Source organism: Streptomyces sp. M41, from assembly GCF_043673425.1.
In the GTDB taxonomy this organism is placed as follows: domain Bacteria; phylum Actinomycetota; class Actinomycetes; order Streptomycetales; family Streptomycetaceae; genus Streptomyces.
Map to the genome: position 1 here is coordinate 113,600 of NZ_JBIMKE010000008.1, position 21,715 is coordinate 135,314.

At 70.2% G+C, this 21,715-nt stretch carries 16 protein-coding genes; 13 read left to right on the plus strand and 3 right to left on the minus strand.

Annotated features, from left to right (window positions below; genetic code table 11):
• Window positions 1–27 precede the first annotated feature (27 nt).
• The 8 genes from rplU (at window position 28) to ACHBTE_RS13685 (ending at window position 11,462) form a co-directional block, all read left to right on the plus strand.
• On the plus strand, window positions 28–348 hold the full coding sequence (gene rplU / locus ACHBTE_RS13650) for a 50S ribosomal protein L21 (protein ID WP_003990208.1): 321 nt from the start codon (window positions 28–30) through the stop codon (window positions 346–348).
• Window positions 349–362: 14 nt separating this feature from the next.
• Window positions 363–617, plus strand: a complete 255-nt coding sequence (gene rpmA, locus ACHBTE_RS13655; protein ID WP_356180782.1) for a 50S ribosomal protein L27 — start codon at window positions 363–365, stop codon at window positions 615–617.
• Between the two features lie 105 nt (window positions 618–722).
• On the plus strand, window positions 723–2,168 hold the full coding sequence (gene obgE, locus ACHBTE_RS13660) for a GTPase ObgE (protein WP_394724027.1): 1,446 nt from the start codon (window positions 723–725) through the stop codon (window positions 2,166–2,168).
• Window positions 2,169–2,406: 238 nt separating this feature from the next.
• Window positions 2,407–3,924: an FG-GAP-like repeat-containing protein gene (locus ACHBTE_RS13665; protein ID WP_394724028.1), complete on the plus strand. Its 1,518-nt coding sequence runs from the start codon at window positions 2,407–2,409 to the stop codon at window positions 3,922–3,924.
• 267 nt (window positions 3,925–4,191) lie between these two features.
• Window positions 4,192–5,742, plus strand: coding sequence for an alkaline phosphatase D family protein (locus tag ACHBTE_RS13670; protein ID WP_394724171.1), 1,551 nt, complete (start codon window positions 4,192–4,194; stop codon window positions 5,740–5,742).
• Between the two features lie 513 nt (window positions 5,743–6,255).
• Window positions 6,256–7,755 carry a D-ribitol-5-phosphate cytidylyltransferase gene (locus ACHBTE_RS13675; RefSeq protein ID WP_394724029.1) on the plus strand — a complete coding sequence of 500 codons (1,500 nt, stop codon included), beginning with the start codon at window positions 6,256–6,258 and terminating at the stop codon, window positions 7,753–7,755.
• Between the two features lie 146 nt (window positions 7,756–7,901).
• Window positions 7,902–10,004: a hypothetical protein gene (locus tag ACHBTE_RS13680; protein ID WP_394724172.1), complete on the plus strand. Its 2,103-nt coding sequence runs from the start codon at window positions 7,902–7,904 to the stop codon at window positions 10,002–10,004.
• 237 nt (window positions 10,005–10,241) lie between these two features.
• Window positions 10,242–11,462, plus strand: coding sequence for a glycosyltransferase family 2 protein (locus ACHBTE_RS13685; RefSeq protein WP_394724030.1), 1,221 nt, complete (start codon window positions 10,242–10,244; stop codon window positions 11,460–11,462).
• Here the strand turns inward: ACHBTE_RS13685 and ACHBTE_RS13690 are convergent.
• Complete coding sequence (locus ACHBTE_RS13690) at window positions 11,431–13,479, minus strand: hypothetical protein (protein ID WP_394724031.1); 2,049 nt, start codon at window positions 13,477–13,479, stop codon at window positions 11,431–11,433. The two genes, ACHBTE_RS13685 and ACHBTE_RS13690, sit on opposite strands and share 32 nt — an antisense overlap.
• A gap of 111 nt (window positions 13,480–13,590) precedes the next feature.
• On the minus strand, window positions 13,591–15,000 hold the full coding sequence (locus ACHBTE_RS13695) for a polysaccharide pyruvyl transferase family protein (RefSeq protein WP_394724032.1): 1,410 nt from the start codon (window positions 14,998–15,000) through the stop codon (window positions 13,591–13,593).
• A gap of 190 nt (window positions 15,001–15,190) precedes the next feature.
• Here ACHBTE_RS13695 and proB point away from each other — a divergent pair, with 190 nt between their 5' ends.
• The 5 genes from proB to ACHBTE_RS13720 all read left to right on the plus strand — a co-directional run bounded on the left by proB (window position 15,191) and on the right by ACHBTE_RS13720 (window position 20,431).
• Window positions 15,191–16,318, plus strand: a complete 1,128-nt coding sequence (gene proB, locus ACHBTE_RS13700) for a glutamate 5-kinase (RefSeq protein ID WP_394724033.1) — start codon at window positions 15,191–15,193, stop codon at window positions 16,316–16,318.
• Between the two features lie 262 nt (window positions 16,319–16,580).
• Window positions 16,581–17,036 (plus strand): hypothetical protein, encoded by a 456-nt coding sequence (locus tag ACHBTE_RS13705; RefSeq protein WP_394724173.1) that lies wholly within the window; start codon window positions 16,581–16,583, stop codon window positions 17,034–17,036.
• A gap of 83 nt (window positions 17,037–17,119) precedes the next feature.
• Window positions 17,120–18,406 carry a glutamate-5-semialdehyde dehydrogenase gene (locus ACHBTE_RS13710; protein WP_394724034.1) on the plus strand — a complete coding sequence of 429 codons (1,287 nt, stop codon included), beginning with the start codon at window positions 17,120–17,122 and terminating at the stop codon, window positions 18,404–18,406.
• A gap of 172 nt (window positions 18,407–18,578) precedes the next feature.
• Entirely contained in the window at window positions 18,579–19,181 is a 603-nt protein-coding gene (locus ACHBTE_RS13715; protein ID WP_394724035.1) for a hypothetical protein, read from the plus strand.
• Between the two features lie 122 nt (window positions 19,182–19,303).
• Window positions 19,304–20,431, plus strand: coding sequence for a hypothetical protein (locus ACHBTE_RS13720; protein ID WP_394724036.1), 1,128 nt, complete (start codon window positions 19,304–19,306; stop codon window positions 20,429–20,431).
• 138 nt (window positions 20,432–20,569) lie between these two features.
• Here ACHBTE_RS13720 and ACHBTE_RS13725 read toward each other — a convergent pair whose 3' ends face one another.
• Window positions 20,570–21,700 carry a M48 family metallopeptidase gene (locus tag ACHBTE_RS13725; RefSeq protein ID WP_394724037.1) on the minus strand — a complete coding sequence of 377 codons (1,131 nt, stop codon included), beginning with the start codon at window positions 21,698–21,700 and terminating at the stop codon, window positions 20,570–20,572.
• Window positions 21,701–21,715: the final 15 nt, after the last annotated feature.

Consider the following 21,715-nt stretch of genomic DNA (forward strand, 5'->3'; position numbering starts at 1 on the left):
GTTCCCGAGCGAGAGAGTGAGATCCGCGTGTACGCCATCGTGCGCAGCGGTGGTCGCCAGCACAAGGTTGCTGTCGGCGACATCGTTGAGGTTGACAAGATTTCCACCGCCAAGGTTGGCGACACGGTCGAGCTCTCGACCCTGCTCGTTGTCGACGGCGACGCTGTGACCAGCGACCCGTGGGTGCTGGCCGGCATCAAGGTCCAGGCCGAGGTCGTGGACCACCACAAGGGCCAGAAGATCGACATTCTGCGCTACAAGAACAAGACCGGTTACCGCCGTCGCCAGGGCCACCGCCAGCAGTACACGGCGATCAAGGTCACTGAGATCCCCACGGCTGCGAAGTAAGGGACTGAGGAGAAATGGCACACAAGAAGGGCGCATCGTCCACCCGGAACGGTCGCGACTCGAATGCCCAGCGGCTCGGCGTGAAGCGCTTCGGCGGTCAGGTCGTCAACGCGGGTGAGATCCTGGTCCGTCAGCGCGGCACCCACTTCCACCCCGGCGCCGGCGTCGGCCGTGGCGGCGACGACACGCTGTTCGCCCTCCAGGCCGGTTCGGTGGAGTTCGGTACCCACCGTGGCCGCAAGGTCGTGAACATCGTTCCGGTCGCCTGACCGGAAGCTTTCGCGAGGCGGACCTCACTTCCCTGCGGGGAAGCGGGTCCGCCTTTCGCGTGTTGCACAAGAGACATTCCCGTACGTAACTGGAGGCACCGCACCATGACCACCTTCGTGGACCGCGTCGAACTGCACGTCGCCGCGGGTAACGGAGGCCACGGCTGTGCCTCCGTCCACCGTGAGAAGTTCAAGCCGCTCGGCGGACCCGACGGCGGCAACGGCGGGCGCGGCGGAGATGTGATCCTCACCGTCGACCAATCGGTCACCACGCTGCTCGACTACCACCACTCCCCGCACCGCAAGGCCACCAACGGCAAGCCCGGCGAGGGCGGCAACCGCTCCGGCAAGGACGGCCAGGACCTGGTGCTGCCGGTGCCGGACGGCACGGTGGTGCTGGACAAGGCCGGCAATGTCCTCGCCGACCTGGTCGGGCACGGCACGTCGTACGTCGCCGCGCAGGGCGGCCGGGGCGGCCTCGGCAACGCCGCGCTGGCCTCGGCCCGGCGCAAGGCGCCCGGCTTCGCGCTGCTGGGTGAGCCCGGCGACCTCCAGGACATCGTGCTGGAGCTGAAGACGGTCGCCGATGTCGCGCTGGTCGGGTACCCGAGCGCCGGCAAGTCCTCGCTGATCTCCGTGCTGAGCGCCGCCAAGCCGAAGATCGCGGACTACCCCTTCACGACCCTGGTGCCCAACCTCGGCGTGGTGACCGCCGGTTCGACCGTCTACACCATCGCCGACGTCCCGGGCCTGATCCCGGGCGCCAGCCAGGGCAAGGGCCTGGGCCTGGAGTTCCTGCGGCACGTCGAGCGGTGCAGCGTGCTGGTGCACGTCCTGGACACGGCGACGCTGGAGTCCGACCGGGACCCCGTCTCCGACCTGGACATCATCGAGGCGGAGCTGCGCGAGTACGGCGGTCTCGACAACCGGCCGCGGATCGTCGTCCTGAACAAGATCGACGTACCGGACGGCAAGGACCTCGCCGAGATGGTGCGGCCGGATCTGGAGGCTCGTGGATACCGGGTCTTCGAGGTGTCCGCCGTCGCGCACACCGGGCTGAAGGAGCTGTCGTTCGCGCTGGCCGATCTGGTGGGCAGGGCACGGGCCGCGAAGCCGAAGGACGAGGCGACCCGGATCGTGATCCGGCCGAAGGCCGTCGACGACGCAGGGTTCACCGTGACACGCGAGGACGCCGGCGGCGAGCCGCTGTTCCGGGTGCGTGGTGAGAAGCCCGAGCGCTGGGTGCGGCAGACCGACTTCAACAACGACGAGGCCGTGGGGTATCTCGCGGACCGGCTCAACCGCCTCGGGGTGGAGGAGGAGCTGATGAAGGCGGGCGCCCGCTCCGGCGACGGCGTCGCCATCGGGCCCGAGGAGAACGCGGTCGTCTTCGACTGGGAGCCGACCGTGATGGCCGGTGCGGAGATGCTGGGCCGCCGCGGCGAGGACCATCGCTTCGAGGCGCCGCGGCCCTCCGCGCAGCGCAGGCGGGACAAGCAGGCCGAACGGGACGAGGCGTCGCGGGAGTTCGACGACTTCGAGCCGTTCTGACGGACACGGATCACACGGATCACACGGATCACACGGATCTTCACGGCGCCGGGGCACCAGAGGGTGCCCCGGCGCCGTCGTTCCCGGACGCGGTCGGTCCGGATCGGTGAATGTGCGGGAAACTCGCGGCGCATCCCAGGGCAACCCCTCGGTGCCCCGGTGAGTCGTACTGGGCGGCGCGGAAGAGGATCTTGGACTTGCCCGCGCGTCAACCGCCCCTTGAATCACCGGAGTTGTCGTGCCCTCGCGTTCCCGTCGCCGCACCTTTCTCTCCCGCCGCAGACGCCTGGTCCTCGCCACCGGCGTCGTGCTCGTCGCCGGCACGCTGGCGGTTCCGGCCGTCGTCAGCGCCGCCACGAAGACCGGGAGCACGGGACCGAGCACGAAGCGGCTGCACGACGACTTCAACGGGGACGGCCACGCCGACCTGGCGATCGGCGCGCCGGGCACCGCGCTGGGCGGGGACGCGAGGTCCGGTGCGGTCAGTGTGCTGTACGGCGCCGCCGGCGGGCTGTCGACCTCGCGGGGGCAGGTGCTGAAGTGGCCGGCCGGCGACTACGACGGCGGGTACGGCACACGGTTGCAGAGCGCCGATCTGGACGGCGACGGGTACGCGGATCTGCTGTCCTCGGTCCGGACCTACATGTGGGACATCGACAGCGGATACTCCCTCGTCGTCAACTGGGGCGGCCCCAAGGGGCTGTCGGAGCGGGCGACGACCGTGACGACGGCCCCGCAGGGCGAGTGGCAGGGGGAGTTCACCGTCGGGGACGTGGACGGCGACAAGCGTCCGGACGTGGTGACGGTGGGCGCCGACGACTGGCAGAGCGAGAACCCCGGCACGGACAACGGGGACGGCACGGTGTGGCACGGCCCCTTCGACCGAGAGGGACAGCCCGCGAAGAAGGACTACTTCGGTCTCCGGCCGGAGCGCGGGACGCGGTTCAACGCGCTGACGGCCGGTGACGTCAACGGCGACGGGGTCGCGGACGTCGTCGCGCGCATCGGGAGCAACGGGTCGGCCGACTCGCGTGCCGTCGCTCTCCTCACGGGCGGCAGCGACGGCCTCACGTTCAAGGGCTGGCTCAGGGACGCCCAGGGCCACATCATCGGCGGCGAGGACACCGCGATCGGTGACCTGAACAAGGACGGCTACGGCGATGTCGTCGTCGGCCGTTCCGACGACATGTACGACAGCGCCGAACCGCCCTTCCGCGGCGGCGGGCTGGCTGTCGTGTACGGCGGTCCGGGCGGGTTCTCCACCACCCGCAAGCCGGTGTGGTTCAACCAGGACACGGCCGGTGTGCCGGGCGCGAGCGAGCACAGCGACGGCATGGGGTCGGGTCTGTCCATCGGCGACACCGACGGCGACGGCTACGCCGACCTGGCGACCGGGCTGCCCGGCGAGGACCTGGACAAGATCACCGACGCCGGCAGCGTCCTCGTGCTGCGCGGCAGCGCGAACGGCCTGACCGCGACCGGCAGCAAGGTGTTCACCCAGCAGACCGCCGGTGTTCCCGGCACGGCGGAGAAGGGCGACAAGTTCGGTGCGGAGACCGCCTTCGTCGACCCCGACGGGGACAAGAAGCACGGGCTGATCGTCGGCGACCCCGCGGAGAACGCCGGCAACGGTTCCGTGTGGCTGTTCTCCGCCAGGTCCGGCGGTATCACCGCGAGCGGCTCGTCGTCGTTCGGTCCGACGACCATGGGCCTGCCCCCGGCCGGCGCCCGGTTCGCGGCCTCGCTGGGGGACTGACGGGCCAAGGCGCCCGCTCCGGCACGGTCGCGGCCGATGTCGAAGCCGGGTTCCGGGGTTCACCTCCTGATCGAACGACAGACCCGTTGTGGCAAGGGCACGTTCCCGTGCCGCAACGGGTCTTCTGCTGTCTCCCTTCTTGTCATGCACGCGAAGCACGCAGTTCAGTGAGCCGACCGCCCAGGCGCGTGAGCATCCGAAGTGTCCAAGAGGCCAGCGAGGCAAGGGAGTTCGCCGATGACCGCAGCAGCGCCCGGAACGCGAACGATGAGCGGATCCATGTCGCCCGACCGACGTCGCTTTCTGACCGCCGGCGCCGCCGTCCTCGGTGCCGCCGCCTCCGCCCAGCTGTGGCTGCCGACCACGGCGCGAGCCGCCGAAACGCCGCTGCCCGACGGGGTGTTCAGCCTCGGTGTCACCTCCGGCGACCCGCTGCCCGACGGCATCGTCCTGTGGACGCGTCTCGCCCCGGACCCGCTGAACGGCGGCGGCATGCCCGATGCCGTCGTCCCGGTCGAGTGGGAGATCGCCGAGGACGAGCGGTTCAGAAAGCCGGCGCGCAGGGGCGTCGCCCAGGCCCGGCCCGAGCTGGGGCACAGCGTGCACGTGGACGTGCGGCGGCTGCGCCCGGGCCGTACGTACTGGTACCGCTTCCGCGCCGGCGGCCAGATCTCGCCCACCGGCCGCACCCGCACCGCGCCCCACCCCTACAGCTCCGGCGGCAGCCTGCGCATGGCGCTGGCCTCCTGCCAGAACTGGCAGCACGGCTGGTTCACCCCGTACGCCGACATGCTGGCCCAGGACCCCGACGTCGTCCTGTTCGTCGGCGACTACATCTACGAGTCCACGCCGTCGGCGACCGGCGTGCGCCGGCACGAGGGCACCGGGGAGCCGTACAGCCTCGTCCAGTACCGCAACCGGTACGCCCAGTACCGCACCGACCCGGACCTCGCGGCGATGCACGCGAACGCGCCCTGGGTGGTCACCTTCGACGACCACGAGGTCGACAACGACTTCGCCGGTGAGATCCCGCAGGACCCGGACAAGCAGCCGCACGACGCCTTCGTGGCCCGCCTCACCGCGGCCTACCAGGCGTTCTACGAGCACATGCCGGTGCGGGCGAGCGCCGTCCCGACGGGCCCGCACATCCAGATGTACCGCCGCCTGGAGTTCGGCCGTCTCGCCCGGCTCAGCGTGCTGGACACCCGGCAGTACCGCAGTGACCAGGCCACCAGCCAGGAGGGCGCCCAGGATCCCGGGCTCACCATGCTCGGCGCCCGGCAGAAGCGGTGGCTGCTCGACGGACTGCGGCACTCGCCGGCCCGCTGGAACCTGATCGGCTCGCAGATCATGATGGCCGAGACCGATCTCAAGGTCGGCGAGGGCAAGCTCTGGTACTACGACGCCTGGGACGGCTACCAGGCCGAACGCAACGCCCTGATGGGGGAGTTGAAGCAGGTCCGCAACCCGGTCGTGTTCACCGGCGACCGCCATCTGACGATGATCAGCGACCTCAAGGAGGACTACGCCGACCCCGGCTCCGACGTCGTGGGCGCCGAGTTCGTGGGAACGTCGATCTCCAGCAACGGCGACCAGGACCAGGACGCCTTCCACCGGGAGTGGGACCCACGGGTGCCGGACAACCCGCACTGGAAGCTGCTCGACGCCCACCGCGGCTACCACCTCTTCGACATCCGGCGGGACGGTATCGACGCCCAGGTCAGGATCGTGGACACGGTCCGCAGGCCGACGGCGACGCCGAGCACGCTGGCGCGGCTGCGGGTCGAGGCGGGGGAGCCGGGCGTCGAGGTGGTGTGACGGCCCCGCCGAGGGCCCGGCGGGGGTGACGTCTGATCGTGACCTGGGACACATCCATGGCATCCGTGTCCCGGGTCTCTCGTCATGCCTGCGTTACCGAGACCGAAATGCTGCAAAATCTTGATGCGGAATTCCGCGCCGAATGAGCCGTCCGTGAAGCTCTATTCACAGCGGATGCCAAACGGCGCGGGGGTGCAAATGGAGAACATGTGCACCCCCGGTCCCGGTGGCGTGAAGGCCGAGGTGCCGACGCGGGGCGTCGATGAGCACAGTTGATGAGCACGGTCGATGAGCACAAAGGGCACATGTCACCCACGAGGTGGCGTCCGTGAACCTGTGCCGTTACTCACAGCAATTCACAGGAACCTTCACAGGGCTTCCGGGCAAGGGCCATGCGTGCAAGGTGAATGACAGGTGGCGCGCACATATGCGGCCGGGGTCACTCACCTTGCACTGCGGTAACCCCAAGTGGGACCATTTCGAAGTTCCCAGTCGCCACAAGGTAGGTCACCTGTGTCCCAGCACATAGCCAAGCCCCGTACCACCGCAGTGATCCTGGCCGGTGGAACCGGCCAGCGCGTGGGTCTGTCGATCCCCAAGCAGCTGCTGAAGATCGCCGGCAAGGCCGTCATCGAGCACACCCTGACCACCTTCGAGAAGGCCGACTCGATCGACGACATCATCGTGCTGATGGCGCCCGGTTACGTCCCGGACATCGAGAAGATCGTCGCCAAGGCCGGGTTCACGAAGGTCAAGAAGATCATCGAGGGCGGCTCGACCCGCAACGAGACGACCGAGCGCGCCATCGACGCGCTCGGCGAGGGCCTGGCCGAGGGTGAGGACCTGAACGTCCTGTTCCACGACGCCGTACGCCCCCTGCTGTCGCAGCGCGTCATCGACGACTGTGTCGTCGCCCTGGACCGCTTCCAGGCCGTCGACGTGGCCATCCCGTCCGCGGACACCATCATCGTCACGCGCACGCACGGTGAGGACGGCGAGTTCATCACCGAGATCCCGGACCGCTCCCGCCTGCGCCGCGGCCAGACCCCGCAGGCCTTCAAGCTGTCCACGATCAAGCGGGCCTACGAGGTCGCGGCCGGCGACCCCAACTTCCAGGCCACCGACGACTGCTCCGTGGTGCTCAAGTACCTGCCGGACGTGCCGATCCACGTCGTCGCGGGTGACGAGTACAACATGAAGGTCACCCAGCCCGTCGACGTCTTCATCGCCGACAAGCTCTTCCAGCTGGCCTCCACCGCCGCTCCCGAGCAGGTGAGCGAGGAGACCTACCGGCAGCTGCTGACCGGCAAGACCTTCGTCGTCTTCGGCGGCAGCTACGGCATAGGCAAGGACATCGCCGAACTCGCCGAGTCCTACGGCGCCAAGGTCTACGCTCTGGGCCGCTCCACCACCGGCACCCACGTGGAGAACCCGGAGGAGGTCGACGACGCGCTGTCCAAGGCGTACGCCGAGACCGGCCGGATCGACTACGTGGTCAACACCGCCGGCGTGCTGCGCATCGGCAAGCTCGCCGAGACCGACAACGCCACCATCGAGGAGGCGCTGAAGGTCAACTACCTCGCGCCGGTGCAGATCGCGCGCTCCTCGTACAAGTACCTGTCCGAGACCAAGGGCCAGCTGCTGCTGTACACCTCCAGCAGCTACACCCGCGGGCGCGCCGAGTACAGCCTGTACTCCTCGACCAAGGCCGCCATGGTGAACCTCACCCAGGCGCTGTCCGACGAGTGGGCCGGTGACGGCGTCCGCGTGAACTGCATCAACCCCGAGCGCACCGCCACCCCGATGCGCACCAAGGCCTTCGGCCAGGAGCCCGCCGGCTCGCTGCTCTCCTCCGAGGCCGTCGCCCGTACGTCCCTCGACGTGCTGCTCTCCGAGCTGACCGGCCATGTCATCGACGTCCGTCAGCAGGACCCGACGGCGGCGGCGGGCAAGGCGTCCGGCTTCGAGCAGGCGCTGGCCAGTGTTCTGGACCGCCAGGACGGCATGGCATAATCAGCGGTTAATAGCCTTATGGAATTCAGGCCTCTGCGATTCTTCATTCACGAAGAATTCACAGGGGCCTGAGTCCTTCCCCCTTCAGACCAGCCCCTCCCCTGAGCAGGTTCTTCGTGATATCCACCGCTATTCGCGTCGCCCGGGTGGGCAGCGCGGCCGAGCTGGCCGCGGCGGCCTTCATGGTGCTGGGCTTCCCGGCACTCATGCTGGCCGCGCTCGTCCCGAGCGTTCCCGCCTTCGTGGCCGCGACCGCCGTGACGTACCTGGCGGACCACTATCTGCACCGCAAGGGCAGCTATCTGGTCAATCGCCTGAGCAAGGTCCGGGCCGGTCTGTCGATCCGCTTCCTGATCCGGCAGCTGCTGCTGATCCTGCTGCTGGCCCGGCTCGGCCTCGCGGACAACCTGATCTACTACGGGGCCATCGCCTGCTTCATCGCCTTCTACGGCCTTCAGGCCCCGCACGGCGCGCTGGTCACCCTGATCCGCAACCGCCGCCGTATGCCGGTCGCCACCCGCAATGTCGACCTCGCCTCCCGCATCCGCATCCCGGACGCCCCGCCGCGCAGGCTGCTGCACCGCTCCGCCGAGAAGATGCTGCACCTCGACCTGGCGGCCGTGGGCGGCATCCTGGTCTCGGCGTCCCTGGAGTCGGCCGTGGCCGGCTTCGTCGGCATCGGCATCACGGTCGGCCTGGGCTGCCTCTACGTCCTCGCGCTGGTGCCGTACGTGCGCGGCGCGAAGATCCCGCCGAACGCCGAGAAGGTCCTGGCCGCCGTCGACGACTGGCTGGCCGAGTACCGGCCCGAGACGGTGCTGTACTTCTCCGGCTCCAAGGACTCCGCGTACCAGGTCAACATGTGGCTGGAGACGATGGAGCAGTTGGACTCCAAGCCGCTGATCATCCTGCGTGAGCGCGTCATCCTGAACAACCTGGCGGCCACCACGGTCCCCGTCATCTGCGTGCCCGGAGGGGTGCACCTGATGAACATGGACCTGACCAACGTGCGCGTCGCCCTGTACGCGGCGAACGTCGGCAAGAACATCCACCTGCTGCGCGTCCCCACCATGAAGCACGTCTTCATAGGGCACGGCGACAGCGACAAGCTGGCCAGCGTCAACCCGTACAGCAAGGTCTACGACGAGGTGTGGACCGCGGGCCGCGCGGGCCGCGACCGCTACGCCATAGCCGATGTCGGTGTCCGTGACGACGACATCGTCGAGGTCGGCCGCCCGCAGCTCGCGCCGATCCAGACCTGGCATGGCGGGCCCGAGGGCGCCCGCGGCGCAGCCGCTGACGGCGGCTGCCCGACCGTGCTGTACGCGCCCACCTGGGAGGGCTGGGACGGCAACCCGGGCAACACCTCGATCGTCCTCGCCGGCGAGAACATCGTGCGGCAGCTCGTGCAGGCCGACCCGCCGGTCCGCGTCCTGTACAAGCCGCACCCCTTCACCGGCACCGTGAGCGCCGAGGCCAAGGCCGCGGGCCAGCGGATCACCGCGCTGGTCAAGCACGCCGCCACCGAGCGCGCCACCGACCCGCGCTTCAAGGCCGACACCGCCGCGCAGACCGCCGCCAAGGCCGAGCTCGCCCGTATCGAGGCCCGCCTCGCCGAGCTGTCCGGCAAGAACAAGGGCGGCAAGGGCAACGGCGGCGACGAGGCGGAGGCCACCCGGGACGGTCTGCTGGACGTCGGCAGGCACGAGGAGATCGCCCGGCTGCGCGCCGAGTGGAACGACGCGTACTGGCGCTCCTTCCCGGTCTGGGAGCACCGCGTCATCACGGGCGCCGAGCCGCGCCTGTACGACTGCTTCAACGTCTCCGACGCGATGGTCTCCGACATCTCCAGCGTGGTCTCCGACTTCATCGCCAGCGGCAAGCCGTACGCCGTCACGGACTCCGCCGAGGTGGGCGTGGAGGAGTTCAAGCGTCAGAACACGGCGGTGCGCGCCGCGACGATCCTGTCCAACAGCGCCGCCGAACTGGGCGAGCTGCTGGACGCCGTACGCAACCCGGCGGCGGACCCGCTGGCCGAGGACCGCAAGGATCTCAAGCGGTACCTGCTCGGCCCGGACGAGCCGACCTCCATCACGCAGTTCAACACCGCGGTGGCGAACCTCGCGATCAAGGCCGAGACGCGCAACGTCGGCCAGGAGTCACGGGCGGCGGCCGGAGCCGCCGAGGCCGTGCCGGCGACCGTGCCCGGGCAGCGGGTGGCCGCGGCAGGGGACGATGTGACGGCCTGACCCGCACAGCCGGCGAAGCGGCCCCCGAGGAGCGATCCTCGGGGGCCGCTTCTTGCTTGCCGCGTCGTTCTCAGGGGATTTCCCACCGTGCCCGCATCACATGAGTCCATGTCAGGCCGCAACGTGTCCTGAGTCACTAATCGAGGGGTGTGAGGCAACCGCCCTCCACGTCAAGCCGTCTATCAGGTAGCGAATGAGGCGATACGGGGGGAATATCCCATTGACTAGGGGGAAAACGTGACCGTCACGCAGCCTGATGTCACTGTGATCATCGGGGCGTACGAAGCGATGCCGTACCTGATCGAGTGCCTGGCTTCGGTCGAGGCGCAGACCATCGATCCGGGGCGCATCGAGGTCATCGCCGTCGACGACGGATCGACGGACGGTACGGGGGAGTGCCTGGAGGAGTTCGCGCGCCGCGCGCCGATGCCGGTGACCGTCATCCGGCAGGAGAACTCCGGCGGTCCGAGCGGCCCGCGCAACGTCGGCCTGGGCAAGGCGGCCGGGCGCTACGTCTTCTTCCTGGACGCCGACGACCGGCTCGGCCCCGAGGCCCTGGAGCGCATGGTCGCGATGGCCGACGCGAACGGCACCGATGTCGTGCTGGGCCGTATCGAGGGCGTCAACCGCGGCGCGCCGAAGTCGATGTGGGGCAGGACGCTGGAGCGGACCGACGTCTTCTCCTCCAACATCAAGTTCACGCTGAGCGCGCAGAAGCTGTTCCGCCGTGAGCTGCTGACCCGCCATCACATGCGCTTCGACGAGTCCCTGTGGACCGGCGAGGACGCGCTGTTCACGATGGAGGCCTATCTGCGGGCGGACGGCGTCTCCGTGATCGCCGACTACACCTGCTACTACCTGGTGGGCCGCGACGACGGCAAGCATGTGACCAAGAGCGGCGGCCACACCCTGCGCTTCGACTCCGCACGCGCCCTGATGCGGCTGATCGCCGAGCACGTCCCCGCCGGCGAGCGGCGCGACCAGCTCATGGTCCGCCCCTTCACCGTCACCCTGCTACCGCAGTTCGGGCCCAAGTACGCGGCGGACAGCGAGAAGGTCAGGCAGCACAAGCTGGAGCTGGCGGGGCCCCTCATGGACGCCTACTGGACGCCCGGCATCGCCCGCCGCCTCAAGGTCGAGGAGCGTCTGCGACTGCACCTGGTCGCCGAACAGCGCCCCGAACTCCTGCTGTCCGTCGTGGAGTTCATCAAAGCCAAGAAGCAGCCGACGGCCCTTCTGGAGAAGAAGGGCCGCCACGTCTACCTCGCCTACCCGCACTTCCGGGACGCGGCGGCGGGGATACCCGACTCCGTGTACCTCGCCGAGCCGCGCGAGGCCCGCGCCTACCCGGGGTACCGGGAGGGCGGCGCGAGCTCGTTACTGAGGCGCGCGGCGCGCAAGGCACGACGGGTGCTGCGCGGCGTGGCTAGGCCGGGCGGGCGGGCTGCTGCGGCGTGACGGACCGCCGCTGGTCCGGGATGTCCGGCGGGAGCTCCGCGGCCAGCCGCTCCTCCATCCGCGTGCGGTGCTCCTGCGCCGCCGCGCACAGCGCCTGAACGGCCGTGTTGAAACGCTCCTGCGAGGTCGGCTCGTCCGGGCCCAGCAGATGCCGCTTCAACTCGGCACGCGCCTCGACCAGTTCGTCCTTTTCAGGATGCCGGACCGCATCCAGCAGCTCGGGCATCCCGGCCGCGTCCGGCGTCAGCACGGTCCCCGCGCGCACGGTCGGGAAGGCCTTGCGGAACACGTCCTCGGCGAGGCCGCTGGTGTTCGCCACCGCGTACGGCTTCCCGCTGGCCAGGAAGTCGCTGATCACGCTCGACACATCGCTGATCAGCAGATCGGCGACGTTGAAGCAGGCGTACAGCGTGGGCCTGGCCGCCGTGACGACCTGGTGCTCCCCCGGCGGCAGGGACGCCCAGTACGCCTCCTCCCAGGCCGCGGTCGCCCGCGCCACCGCCTCGGCCCGCCCCGGCTCCGGCGCCCCCTGGAGCAGCATCCGCTCCACCTGGTCGGCGCTCGCCCGCACGTCGGTCGTGGTGAGCCGGTCCAACTCCTCGGTGAGCGAGGCGAGCGCGGCGCTGTCGCCGGGCCGCTGCGCCGACCGCTCCCGGTTCGCCGCCCTGATCAGCTCACGGATGCGCAGATCGGCCGCGCCCGCCCGCGGATCCACCGACCCCGTCAGCGGATGCGGCTTGTACAGCAGCCGTACGCCCGGGTCCGCGAGCAGCGCCCGTACGACGTTCTCGCCGGCCTCGATCACCGAGGTGTTGCCCGGGTTGCCGTCCCAGCCCTCCCAGGTCGGCGCGTACAGCACTGTCGTCCACTCGCCGTCCGAGGGGCCCTCGTAGGGCTGTACGGCGTCCAGCTGCGGGCGGCCGATCTCCACCACGTCCTTGTCCTCGACGCCGACCTCGGCCAGCGCGTACCGCTCACGCGCCGCCGGACCGGCCACCCACACCTCGTCGTAGGCCTTCGCGTACGGGTTGCAGGACGACAGCTTGTCGCTCTCCCCGTGGTTGACGAACGTGTGCTTGAGCGTGGGGATCCGCAGCACCTGCGAGGTCTTGCCGGAGTTCGAGGGGTGGATGAGGACCTGGAGCGAGGACTGCTCCAGCCGCATCAGGGTGGACACCTTCGGCAGGCACAGGACGGGGATGTCGGTCGGCGCGAGCTTTTGCACCATGAAGCGTTCCCGCAGCACGATCAGCGGACGGCCCTCCAGCTGGGCGAGCGGCTCCAGCCACATGTTCGCCTGGTACGCCGAGGCGGCGCCGCCGGAGAAGTACAGCCCGACCGTCGGCCGGTACTCCGCAAGCCAGGCGTCGAGCCAGTTCAGCGCCTCCTGCTCGGTCACCGGACGGCGGCTCGGCAGCAGCCGTACGAGAAGATCGTACAGGCCCAGCAAGCCGAGGCCGAGGGAGAGCGCGATGCCGAGAGCCGCGCAGCGGGGGTCGTCGATGGCCGCGGTGGTGAGCAGGCCCGCCGTGGCCGGGAGGCCGAAGACCAGCAGACGGTCGCCGGGGCGGCGCAGCAGCTGGGGCGGGGCGGGGGAGAGGCGCAGCGCCGAGGCGTCGATGTTGCGGGTGATCACCGGCAGTGTGCGGATGCGGCGGACCAGGACGGAGAGCGCCTGGATCGCGCAGTGCAGCGCGTAGAAGGCGAGGAGGCCGGCGACCGCAGGGGCGTACAGCGTCTCGCGCTGCTGTTCGCCGAGCCGCAGCAGACCCACCACCAGCAGCAGATCCCGCAGCACGTGCCGCACGGTGATGTCCGCGTGCGACTTGGCGAACACCGACAGCATGCCGCGCTGCCAGCGGTACAGCACGCCCTCCATGGCCAGCGACACGAGCGTCGAGGCCAGCAGCAGCGGGACGTGGGGGCGCAGCGCCGCCACGGCCTGGGCGCCGAAGGCCGCGACCAGGAGAGCCGTGACGAGCGCTCTGGTCGGAATACGGGACAGAGGTGTGGGCAACGGGGTCACTCCAAGCTCGGCGCGGGACGTCGCCCGGGTTAACGCGCGCCGACCTGTAGACGACACGCGCGTGTCCGGGAGCCATGGAGTGACCCGGTTGCCCGGAGCCCGCTACCGGCCCGACTGAAGTGCCCGCTTGATCGGGCCGCCCACCACGCGACGCGCCCGGCGGTACACGGACGCCGTCGCGACCCCCGCCCCCGCCTTGGTGGCTCGTTCCAGCTCCCGTCGCAACCGGTCGTTGTCGGTGGCGAGTTCGCCGATACGGCTCTGGAGCCAGCCGAACCGGCTGGTGAGCGAGGTGAGGTCGGCGTCGTTCCACGGGCGGATGCCGGCCGGGAAGGACAGCGACCGCATCCGTTCCTCGAAGGCGGCGCCGCCGTCGCCGTGCGTGAACGTGTTCTCCAGGCCGTTGTTGTCCAGGAACGCCGTGAACCGCTCGAACCGCTCCTGGTGGCCGCTCGTCAGAGCGTCGAAGTCGGCCTCCTCGTACAGCGCCGCCGGGTCCAGGTCCTCGGGCAGCTTGTCGATCCGGCGGTGCGGGATGTCGAAGTAGCGGCACAGCTCCAGGGTGCGCGAGTCGCCGCACAGCACGGTCGCCGGAGTGCCGGCGAGCAGGGCGGCGATGTTGCCGTGGATGCGGGAGCCGAAGGAGAAGTCGAACCCCCGCAGGTCGTCGATCCAGGTGACCGGGTCGATGTAGACGCGGACCTTGTCCTCTCGGTACATCGGGTGCTCGGGGTGCGTCGGCATCGCGCTCACCAGGCCGTTCGGGTCGGACAGGTCCCGCCAGTGCAACTGCCGTGCGTCACTGAGGTTCTGGCCGATGAAGCGCAGGTTCGGGTACCGGGCGTGGGTGCGGGTGATGACCCGCTCCAGGCCCTGGGACTTCACCGCGCTGTGCGATCCGTTGATCGCGATCCGGGCGTCGGGGCCGAGCGCCGGCTCCCGCTTGGTGACGGTGAGCTCCTTGCCGTACATGAACAGCGAAGGGCAGCCGATGACCTCGACGTCCTTGAAGCCCAGCCCCTTGAGGTACTGCTCGGTGAACTCGCCCCGCACCCCGATCGAGGCGCTGCGGTCGAGGACCGCCGAGACGAACTCGCGCACCGAGGGCTCGATGCCCTTCAGCCGCGCCGCGTTGTAACCGAGCCCGGCCTGGGCGCCGACCCCCACCACGACCACGGGGATCCGCAGCCTGGTGATCAGCCGGGTCAGCCGCTTCAGCTGTGCCTCGAACGAGGGACGGAACGCGTTGGCGAGCGGGACGACGAACGCGTCGTACTCCTCGTTGATCCGGCCGGCCGCCGAGACATCGGTGCGGATGCCGTTCGAGACGACCTCGGTGCGGGGCGTCTGAAGGATCTTGTGCGTGGCGTCGCTGAAGATCAGGTTGCCGGAGTTGGTGGCGATGACGTCCCGGTGCAGGGCTTCCTCGACGGGGACGACGTCATAGGGGCTCTTGCCCGAGCGCAGGAGGATGCGTTTGCCGCGGTGAATCTGATGAGCATCGTGTGACACGACGCTCAACTTAAATTTGCTCAGCCGATGTTTCTACAGGCAACCAATACAACCTTTTTGCCGTATGCAACGCGTGAGCAAACAGTTACCGCCCCAGTGTCCGGGGGCTGGAATCCCCGCGCGCGCGACGATCCGCTTCGCGTAGATTGCCGAGCAGGGAACCACACGCATGCGAGGGGAAAGAACACAGGTGGCAGGGGTAAGGCAGGGTGTGCGCGAGGCCCGCAGGGTCGTCGTCAAGGTGGGTTCCTCGTCGCTGACCACCGCATCGGGCGGTCTGGACGCCGACCGGGTCGACGCGCTCGTCGACGTCCTCGCCAAGAGCCGCAGCGGCGGCGAGCGGGAGATCGTCCTCGTCTCCTCCGGCGCCATCGCCGCCGGACTCGCCCCGCTGGGCCTGCGCCGGCGCCCCAAGGACCTGGCCCGCCAGCAGGCCGCCGCGAGCGTCGGCCAGGGCCTGCTCGTCGCCCGCTACACCGCTTCCTTCGCCCGGCACGGCGTCCGCGTCGGCCAGGTGCTGCTGACCAGCGACGACATGAGCCGCCGCGCCCACCATCGCAACGCCTCGCGCACCCTCGACAAGCTGCTCGCCATGGGCGCGTTCCCGATCGTCAACGAGAACGACACCGTCGCCACCGACGAGATCCGCTTCGGCGACAACGACCGGCTCGCCGCCCTGGTCGCCCACCTGGTCCGCGCCGACCTGCTGGTCCTGCTGTCCGACGTGGACGGCGTCTACGACGGCGACCCCGGCCGACCCGGCACCTCGCGGATAGCGGAGGTACGCGGGCCGCAGGACCTCGCGCACGTCGAGATCGGCAGCGCCGGGAAGGCGGGCGTCGGCACCGGCGGCATGGTCACCAAGGTCGAGGCCGCCCGGATCGCGGCGGCGGCCGGCATCCCCGTGGTTCTGACCAGCGCGATCCACGCGGCCGAGGGCCTGGTGGGCGGTGACACCGGCACCTACTTCCACGCCACCGGCAAGCGCTCCGCCGACCGGCTGCTGTGGCTCCAGCACGCGTCCACCCCGCAGGGCTCGCTGACCCTGGACGACGGTGCGGTGCGGGCGGTCGTGGAGCGCCGCAAGTCGCTGCTGCCGGCCGGGATCGCCGCCGTCGAGGGCGAGTTCAGCGCGGGCGACCCGGTCGAGCTGCGCGACAGCGCGGGGCGCCCGGTCGCCCGGGGACTCGTGGGCTTCGACGCCAAGGAGATCCCGCAGCTGCTGGGGCGGTCGACACGGGAACTGGCGAAGGAGCTGGGGGCGGAGTACGAGCGGGAGATCGTCCACCGGGACGACTTGGTGATCCTGGAGCCGTGAGCCGTGAGCCGTGAGCCGTGAGCCGTGAGCCGTGAGCCGTGAGTTCTGAACCCTGAGGCGTGAGGTCTTGGCGGGACCGGGCCGACCGCTGATCCCCGGGCCGAAAACAGGGGGAACGCCCTGCTATAGAGGTCGCCCTGAGGTGGACGTTCCGCAAAATCGCCCCGCGAGCCCTTGCGGCCTGCTCAACTTTGTCTCAGGGACACGTTCGGAAAACGACCACCGAGTCGGTCACTGCGAAAAGGAGGCCGTCGTGAGACGAGTGCGCCCGGGGGCGGCGTCCCGCAGTGCCGGTGGGGTCTCGTCCCGTGCGGCCGGTGAGGAGCGCGCCTTGACGAGCGTCGCGGCCGGCGACCGCTACGAGGAGCCCAAGGACCTGCCGCGCCTGTGGCATGTCACCCTCAGCGTCTCCGGTCAGGAGGCCCCGCTGAAGGAGGTCCGGCGCGCCCTGGAACAGCTCGCCCACGACCATCCCTTTCTGCTGACCAGCAGATATGCCAACGATCACGCGGAGATCCGCTACTGGGAAGAGGCCCGCGACCTGCACGACGCGGCGGCGGTGGCGCTGCGGCTGTGGGGCGAGCACCGCCAGAGCGCGGGGCTGCCGCCATGGGAGATCGTCGGCCTGGAGGTCATCGACCGCGAGACCTACCACCAGCGCATCGCGGAGGGCTGCGGTCCGCTCCCGGCGGCCCCGGTCGGCGTCCATCCCTTTTGAGCGCCCTTGAGCGGCGTGTGGGCTTGTCTCGGGGTTTGGGATGAGCAAGGGGAGGGCCTGGGAAGCGCACTACCCTTCTTTTCATGACCTCGCTTTCGCCGTACGACGCCATGACCCCGGTCACCCAGGCCGCCTATCGCGCCAAGGCCGCCGCGGCCGACCTCGCTCCGCTGCCGCGGGCCGAGAAGGACGACGCGCTGCTCGCCATCGCGGACGCCCTGGAGGTCCGTACGAGTGAGATCGTCGAGGCCAACGCCAAGGACATCGCCAAGGCCCGTGAGGCCGGCACCAGCGAGGCGATCATCGACCGGCTGACGCTCACGCCGGAGCGGGTGCGGGCCATCGCCGCCGATGTCCGTGAGGTCGTCGCGCTGCCCGACCCGGTCGGCGAGGTCGTGCGCGGGTCCACCCTGCCCAACGGCATCGACCTGCGTCAGGTCCGCGTCCCGCTCGGCGTCGTCGGGATCATCTACGAGGCCCGCCCGAACGTCACGGTGGACGCCGCCGCCCTCTGCCTGAAGTCCGGCAACGCCGTCCTGCTGCGCGGCTCCGCCTCGGCCTACGAGTCGAACACCGCGCTCGTCCGGGTGATCCGCGACGCCGTGGGCGGCGCCGGCCTGCCCGCCGACGCCGTCCAGCTGGTGCCCGGGGAGAGCCGGGAGAGCGTGCGCGAGCTGATGCGCGCTCGCGGCCTGGTCGACGTGCTGATCCCGCGCGGCGGCGCCTCGCTGATCCAGACGGTCGTCTCGGAGTCGATCGTCCCGGTCATCGAGACCGGCACCGGCAACTGCCACGTCTACGTCGACGCCCAGGCCGACCTCGACATGGCGATCGAGATCCTGATCAACTCCAAGGCCCAGCGCGTCAGCGTCTGCAACGCCGCCGAGACGCTGCTGGTCCATCAGGACATCGCCCCCGAGTTCCTGCCGCGTGCCCTGGACGCCCTCGCGGAGGCCGGGGTGACCGTGCACGCCGACGAGAGGGTCATGGCGTACGGCAAGGACTCCAAGGCGACCGTCGTCGAGGCCACGGCGGAGGACTGGGAGACCGAGTACCTGTCGTACGACATCGCCGCCGCGGTCGTGGACTCGCTGGACAAGGCCGTCGAGCACATCCGGCTGTGGACCTCCGGGCACACCGAGGCCATCGTCACGACCTCGCAGCAGGCCGCCCGCCGGTTCACCCAGTTGGTCGACTCCACCACGGTCGCGGTGAACGCCTCCACGCGCTTCACCGACGGCGGCCAGTTCGGCTTCGGCGCGGAGATCGGCATCTCCACGCAGAAGCTGCACGCCCGTGGCCCGATGGGGCTGCCGGAGCTGACCAGCACGAAGTACATCGTCACTGGTGACGGGCACGTACGACGCTGAGCGGCCCGGGGCGTCCGACCCGCGCGCTCCGGCGCTCGGGGCGTGTCGCAGCGCTCACCGGCGCAGGGCGCGCGGCCAGGGCATATGCGTCCGACACGCGCCCCCGGTCTGCGCCCGTGCAGCAGCGGAGGCGTCTCACAAGGCGGATGAATTTCCATACCGTCTGCCCAAATTGACCCCCCAGGTCTACTCTGGAGCCGTGCCGGAGGACGTGGGGGGCACGCCGTTCCCTGACGGCTGGGAGCCCGACGACGACCACGACCGCGGGGTGTCGGACGAAGAGTTCGCCTCCGTGGTCTTCGACGAGGCCTTCGTACAGGCGGCCGTGGTGCACGAGCCGACCGCCGTCGAGCGCCTCCTGGCCGCCGCCCAGGCGAGAGCGGAGGCCTCCGAGGCCGAGGCCCGCCGGGCACACGGCCGGGGCGAGCGGTACGACGACGGGTACGGCCGCGACGGCCGCACCGGATTCGGCCATGATCCCGACTTCGACGACCTGGACGACCCGGACCTCCACGAGGACCACTACGGCGCCCCGGGGGCGTACGGCAAACAGGTCCGCTGGCATCGTCCCGTGGCCTGGGTGCTCGCCCTGGTGATGGGGATCGGCATGGTCGCCCTGGCCTTCGCGGCGGTCTACCGCGGCGCCTCCTCCAACGGCCGGGACCAGATCACACCCCCCGCGTCCACCGGGCTGGAGCAGGGCAGCGGAGTGACCCCGTCGGCCTCCGCCGACTATTCCCGGCCGGCCGTACCGGCGACCCCGCGCACGCCCTGACCGGGGGCCGGTCGAAGGCCCGGGCGCCGCTGTGGGCCGTCCGGCCGACCCGGTGAGAACCTGTCAGAACTTGTCGCACAGCGGGGCGTTTACCTGAGCTCCCGGCGACCTACCCTGAAGATATGGGAGGGTCTGGAGACCCACCTGAGGGGACACCCGAGGGCGGCCCCGGAGGTGGCGAGGACGAATACCGGTCCGTCGTCTTCGACGAATCGTTCGTGCGGGCTGCCCGCCTCCAGGAGTTCTCCGCGCAGGAGCGCATGTCCGACCACGCGCCCGCCGTGCGCCACCGCCCACCACTGCGCCGGGGACTGTCCCGGCAAGCGCTGATCCTCGTCCTGTTGATCGCCGTGGCCTTCGGTACGGCGATCTACATGGGTGTACGGCATCCCTACCAGAGCCCCGCGAGCTCCGGGCCGCCCGCCGAGCCCCTACGGATGACCGTCATCCCGCTCGCCCCGCAGGGCAAGGTGCCCGGGACCGCTGACACCGACCTGCTGTACGCGCGCAGTCCCGCGGCGCAGTACCGCATCGGCGCGGAGGGCATCCCGCTGCCGGCCGCGCGTCGCACCGCGCACTTCTCCGACAGCCAGGTGACGAACGCGCTGACCATCGCGAAGGACTACATCGTGCGGTCCTCGCTGTATCCGGAAGTGCTCACCGGGGAGCAGGTCCGGCCGGTGCGGGTGCTGCTCGACCCCGACCAACTCGACCAGTTCGACCAGAGCTTCAGTCACCCGGCCGCGGACGGGCGGCATGCGCCGACCGGGTGGCTGGTCCGCTTCGACGCCGCCCAGGCGGAGCTCGCCGACCGGAAGATCCGCGTCCAGGGGACGCTCGCCGCCGCCGAGACGGACTCGTCCACGCTGGAGGTCACCGCGGACCACACGTTCGTCTACGCCCTGCGGGCCGCCGATCCGAAGAAGGCCGCCGATCCGAAGAAGGCCGGCGATCCGCGGAAGGCCGGCGAGGCGGTCGAGGCCGGCGAGGCGTCGCTGTTCACCGTCCGGCGCGAGCTGCACTTCCGCTTCGACCGTGACGACCTGCGGCTGCACCAGGCCCAGCTGGTCGTCTCCTATGTCCAGGCCGGTCCGCTGTCCTGCGCGGACGACCCCACCAACCGGCTGCGTCCGCTGCTCGCCGGGCAGACCGCCAAGGCCGGCGGCCCGGCGGGGACGAATCCCTACGCGACGGGCGGGGCGACGGCGCTGTGCGGATCGCTGGCCACGGGAGCGCAGCCGAAGGTGTGAGCGGGGCCTCCGGCCGGCGGCGGGGGCGGGGCCCTGTCGGCCGTACGCCATCCGTTCGTGGGCCGGGCCCCTGCCGGCTGAGGCGCAGGCCCGCGGATCGGTCGGTCCCTGTCCCCGTCAGCCGTCAGCCGTCAGGGGTCAGCCGTCGTCCCGGCGGTCGCGGTCGCCTTCGCCGCCCGGGGTGTCGTCGTCCCGGCGCGGTTCCTGCCGCGGGGGCGTGCTCGTGAAGCCGCCGAAACCGCGCCGCACTCGGCCGCCCAGGTCCCCGGCGCCGCCGGCGATGTCCGTGACCAGCTTCATCAGCGGGTCCTTGGACGACTTCACGTGGGTGGCGTAATGGGACGCCGACTCCCGGAAGGAGTCGGTCACGGAGGTGTCCTTGTCCTCCGTGCGGCGCGGGTAGTGGCCGTCCATGATCCGCTGGTGGTCGCGGGACTCGGCCCACTTCTTCAGCTCGGCCGCGCGGACCGTGGTGAAGGGGTGCGAGCGGGGCAGTACGTTCAGGATCTTCAGCACCGAGTCGCGCAGGTCGCCGCCCGCCTCGTACTCGTCGGCCTGCTTCAGGAATGCGTCCACGTTCATCTCGTGCAGATGGTGGCCGCCAGCGAGCTTCATCAGGCCGCGCATCGAGGCATGGAGGTCCTGGCCGACGAGCAGGCCGGCCCGGTCGGCGGACAGCTCCGACTTGCGGAACCACTCCCGCAGTGCCGTCACGATCGCCATGATCGCGATGTTGCCCAGCGGGATCCAGGCGACCCGGACCGCCAGGCTGGTCAGGAACAGCAGGATCGTGCGGTACACCGAGTGGCCGGAGAGGGCGTGGCCCACCTCGTGGCCGACCACCGCGCGCATCTCCTCCTCGTCGAGCAGCTCCAGCAGTCCCGTCGTGACGACGATGATCGGCTCGTCCAGGCCGATGCACATCGCGTTCGGCACCGGGTCCTGGTTCACGTACATCGGCGGGACCTTCTCCAGGTCCAGGATGTAACAGGCGTCCCGCAGCATGTCGTTGAGGTGCGCGAACTGCTGGTCCGACACCCGCACCGAGTCGGACAGGAAGAGCAGCCGCAGACTGCGCTCGGGCAGCAGGCCGCTCAGCGCCTTGAACACGGTGTCGAAGCCGCTCAGCTTGCGCAGGGCCACCAGGGCCGAGCGGTCCGCCGGGTGTTCGTACGCACGCGAGGAGATCCCCGGGAAGCGCCTGCGCTGCCTGCTCGGAACGTGCTCGCGGCCGTCCTGCTGGTGGCCTTCGGACATGTCTTCCCCCATGTGCGTGAGTGTGGC

Bases quoted from the DNA above. Each gene is read 5' to 3' on its own strand.
- rpmA (WP_356180782.1), top strand. From the start codon at position 363: ATGGCACACAAGAAGGGCGCATCGTCCACCCGGAACGGTCGCGACTCG.
- obgE (WP_394724027.1), top strand. From the start codon at position 723: ATGACCACCTTCGTGGACCGCGTCGAACTGCACGTCGCCGCGGGTAAC.
- ACHBTE_RS13670 (WP_394724171.1), top strand. From the start codon at position 4,192: ATGAGCGGATCCATGTCGCCCGACCGACGTCGCTTTCTGACCGCCGGC.
- ACHBTE_RS13710 (WP_394724034.1), top strand. From the start codon at position 17,120: ATGACCTCGCTTTCGCCGTACGACGCCATGACCCCGGTCACCCAGGCC.
- ACHBTE_RS13720 (WP_394724036.1), top strand. From the start codon at position 19,304: ATGGGAGGGTCTGGAGACCCACCTGAGGGGACACCCGAGGGCGGCCCC.
- ACHBTE_RS13725 (WP_394724037.1), bottom strand. From the start codon at position 21,700: ATGGGGGAAGACATGTCCGAAGGCCACCAGCAGGACGGCCGCGAGCAC.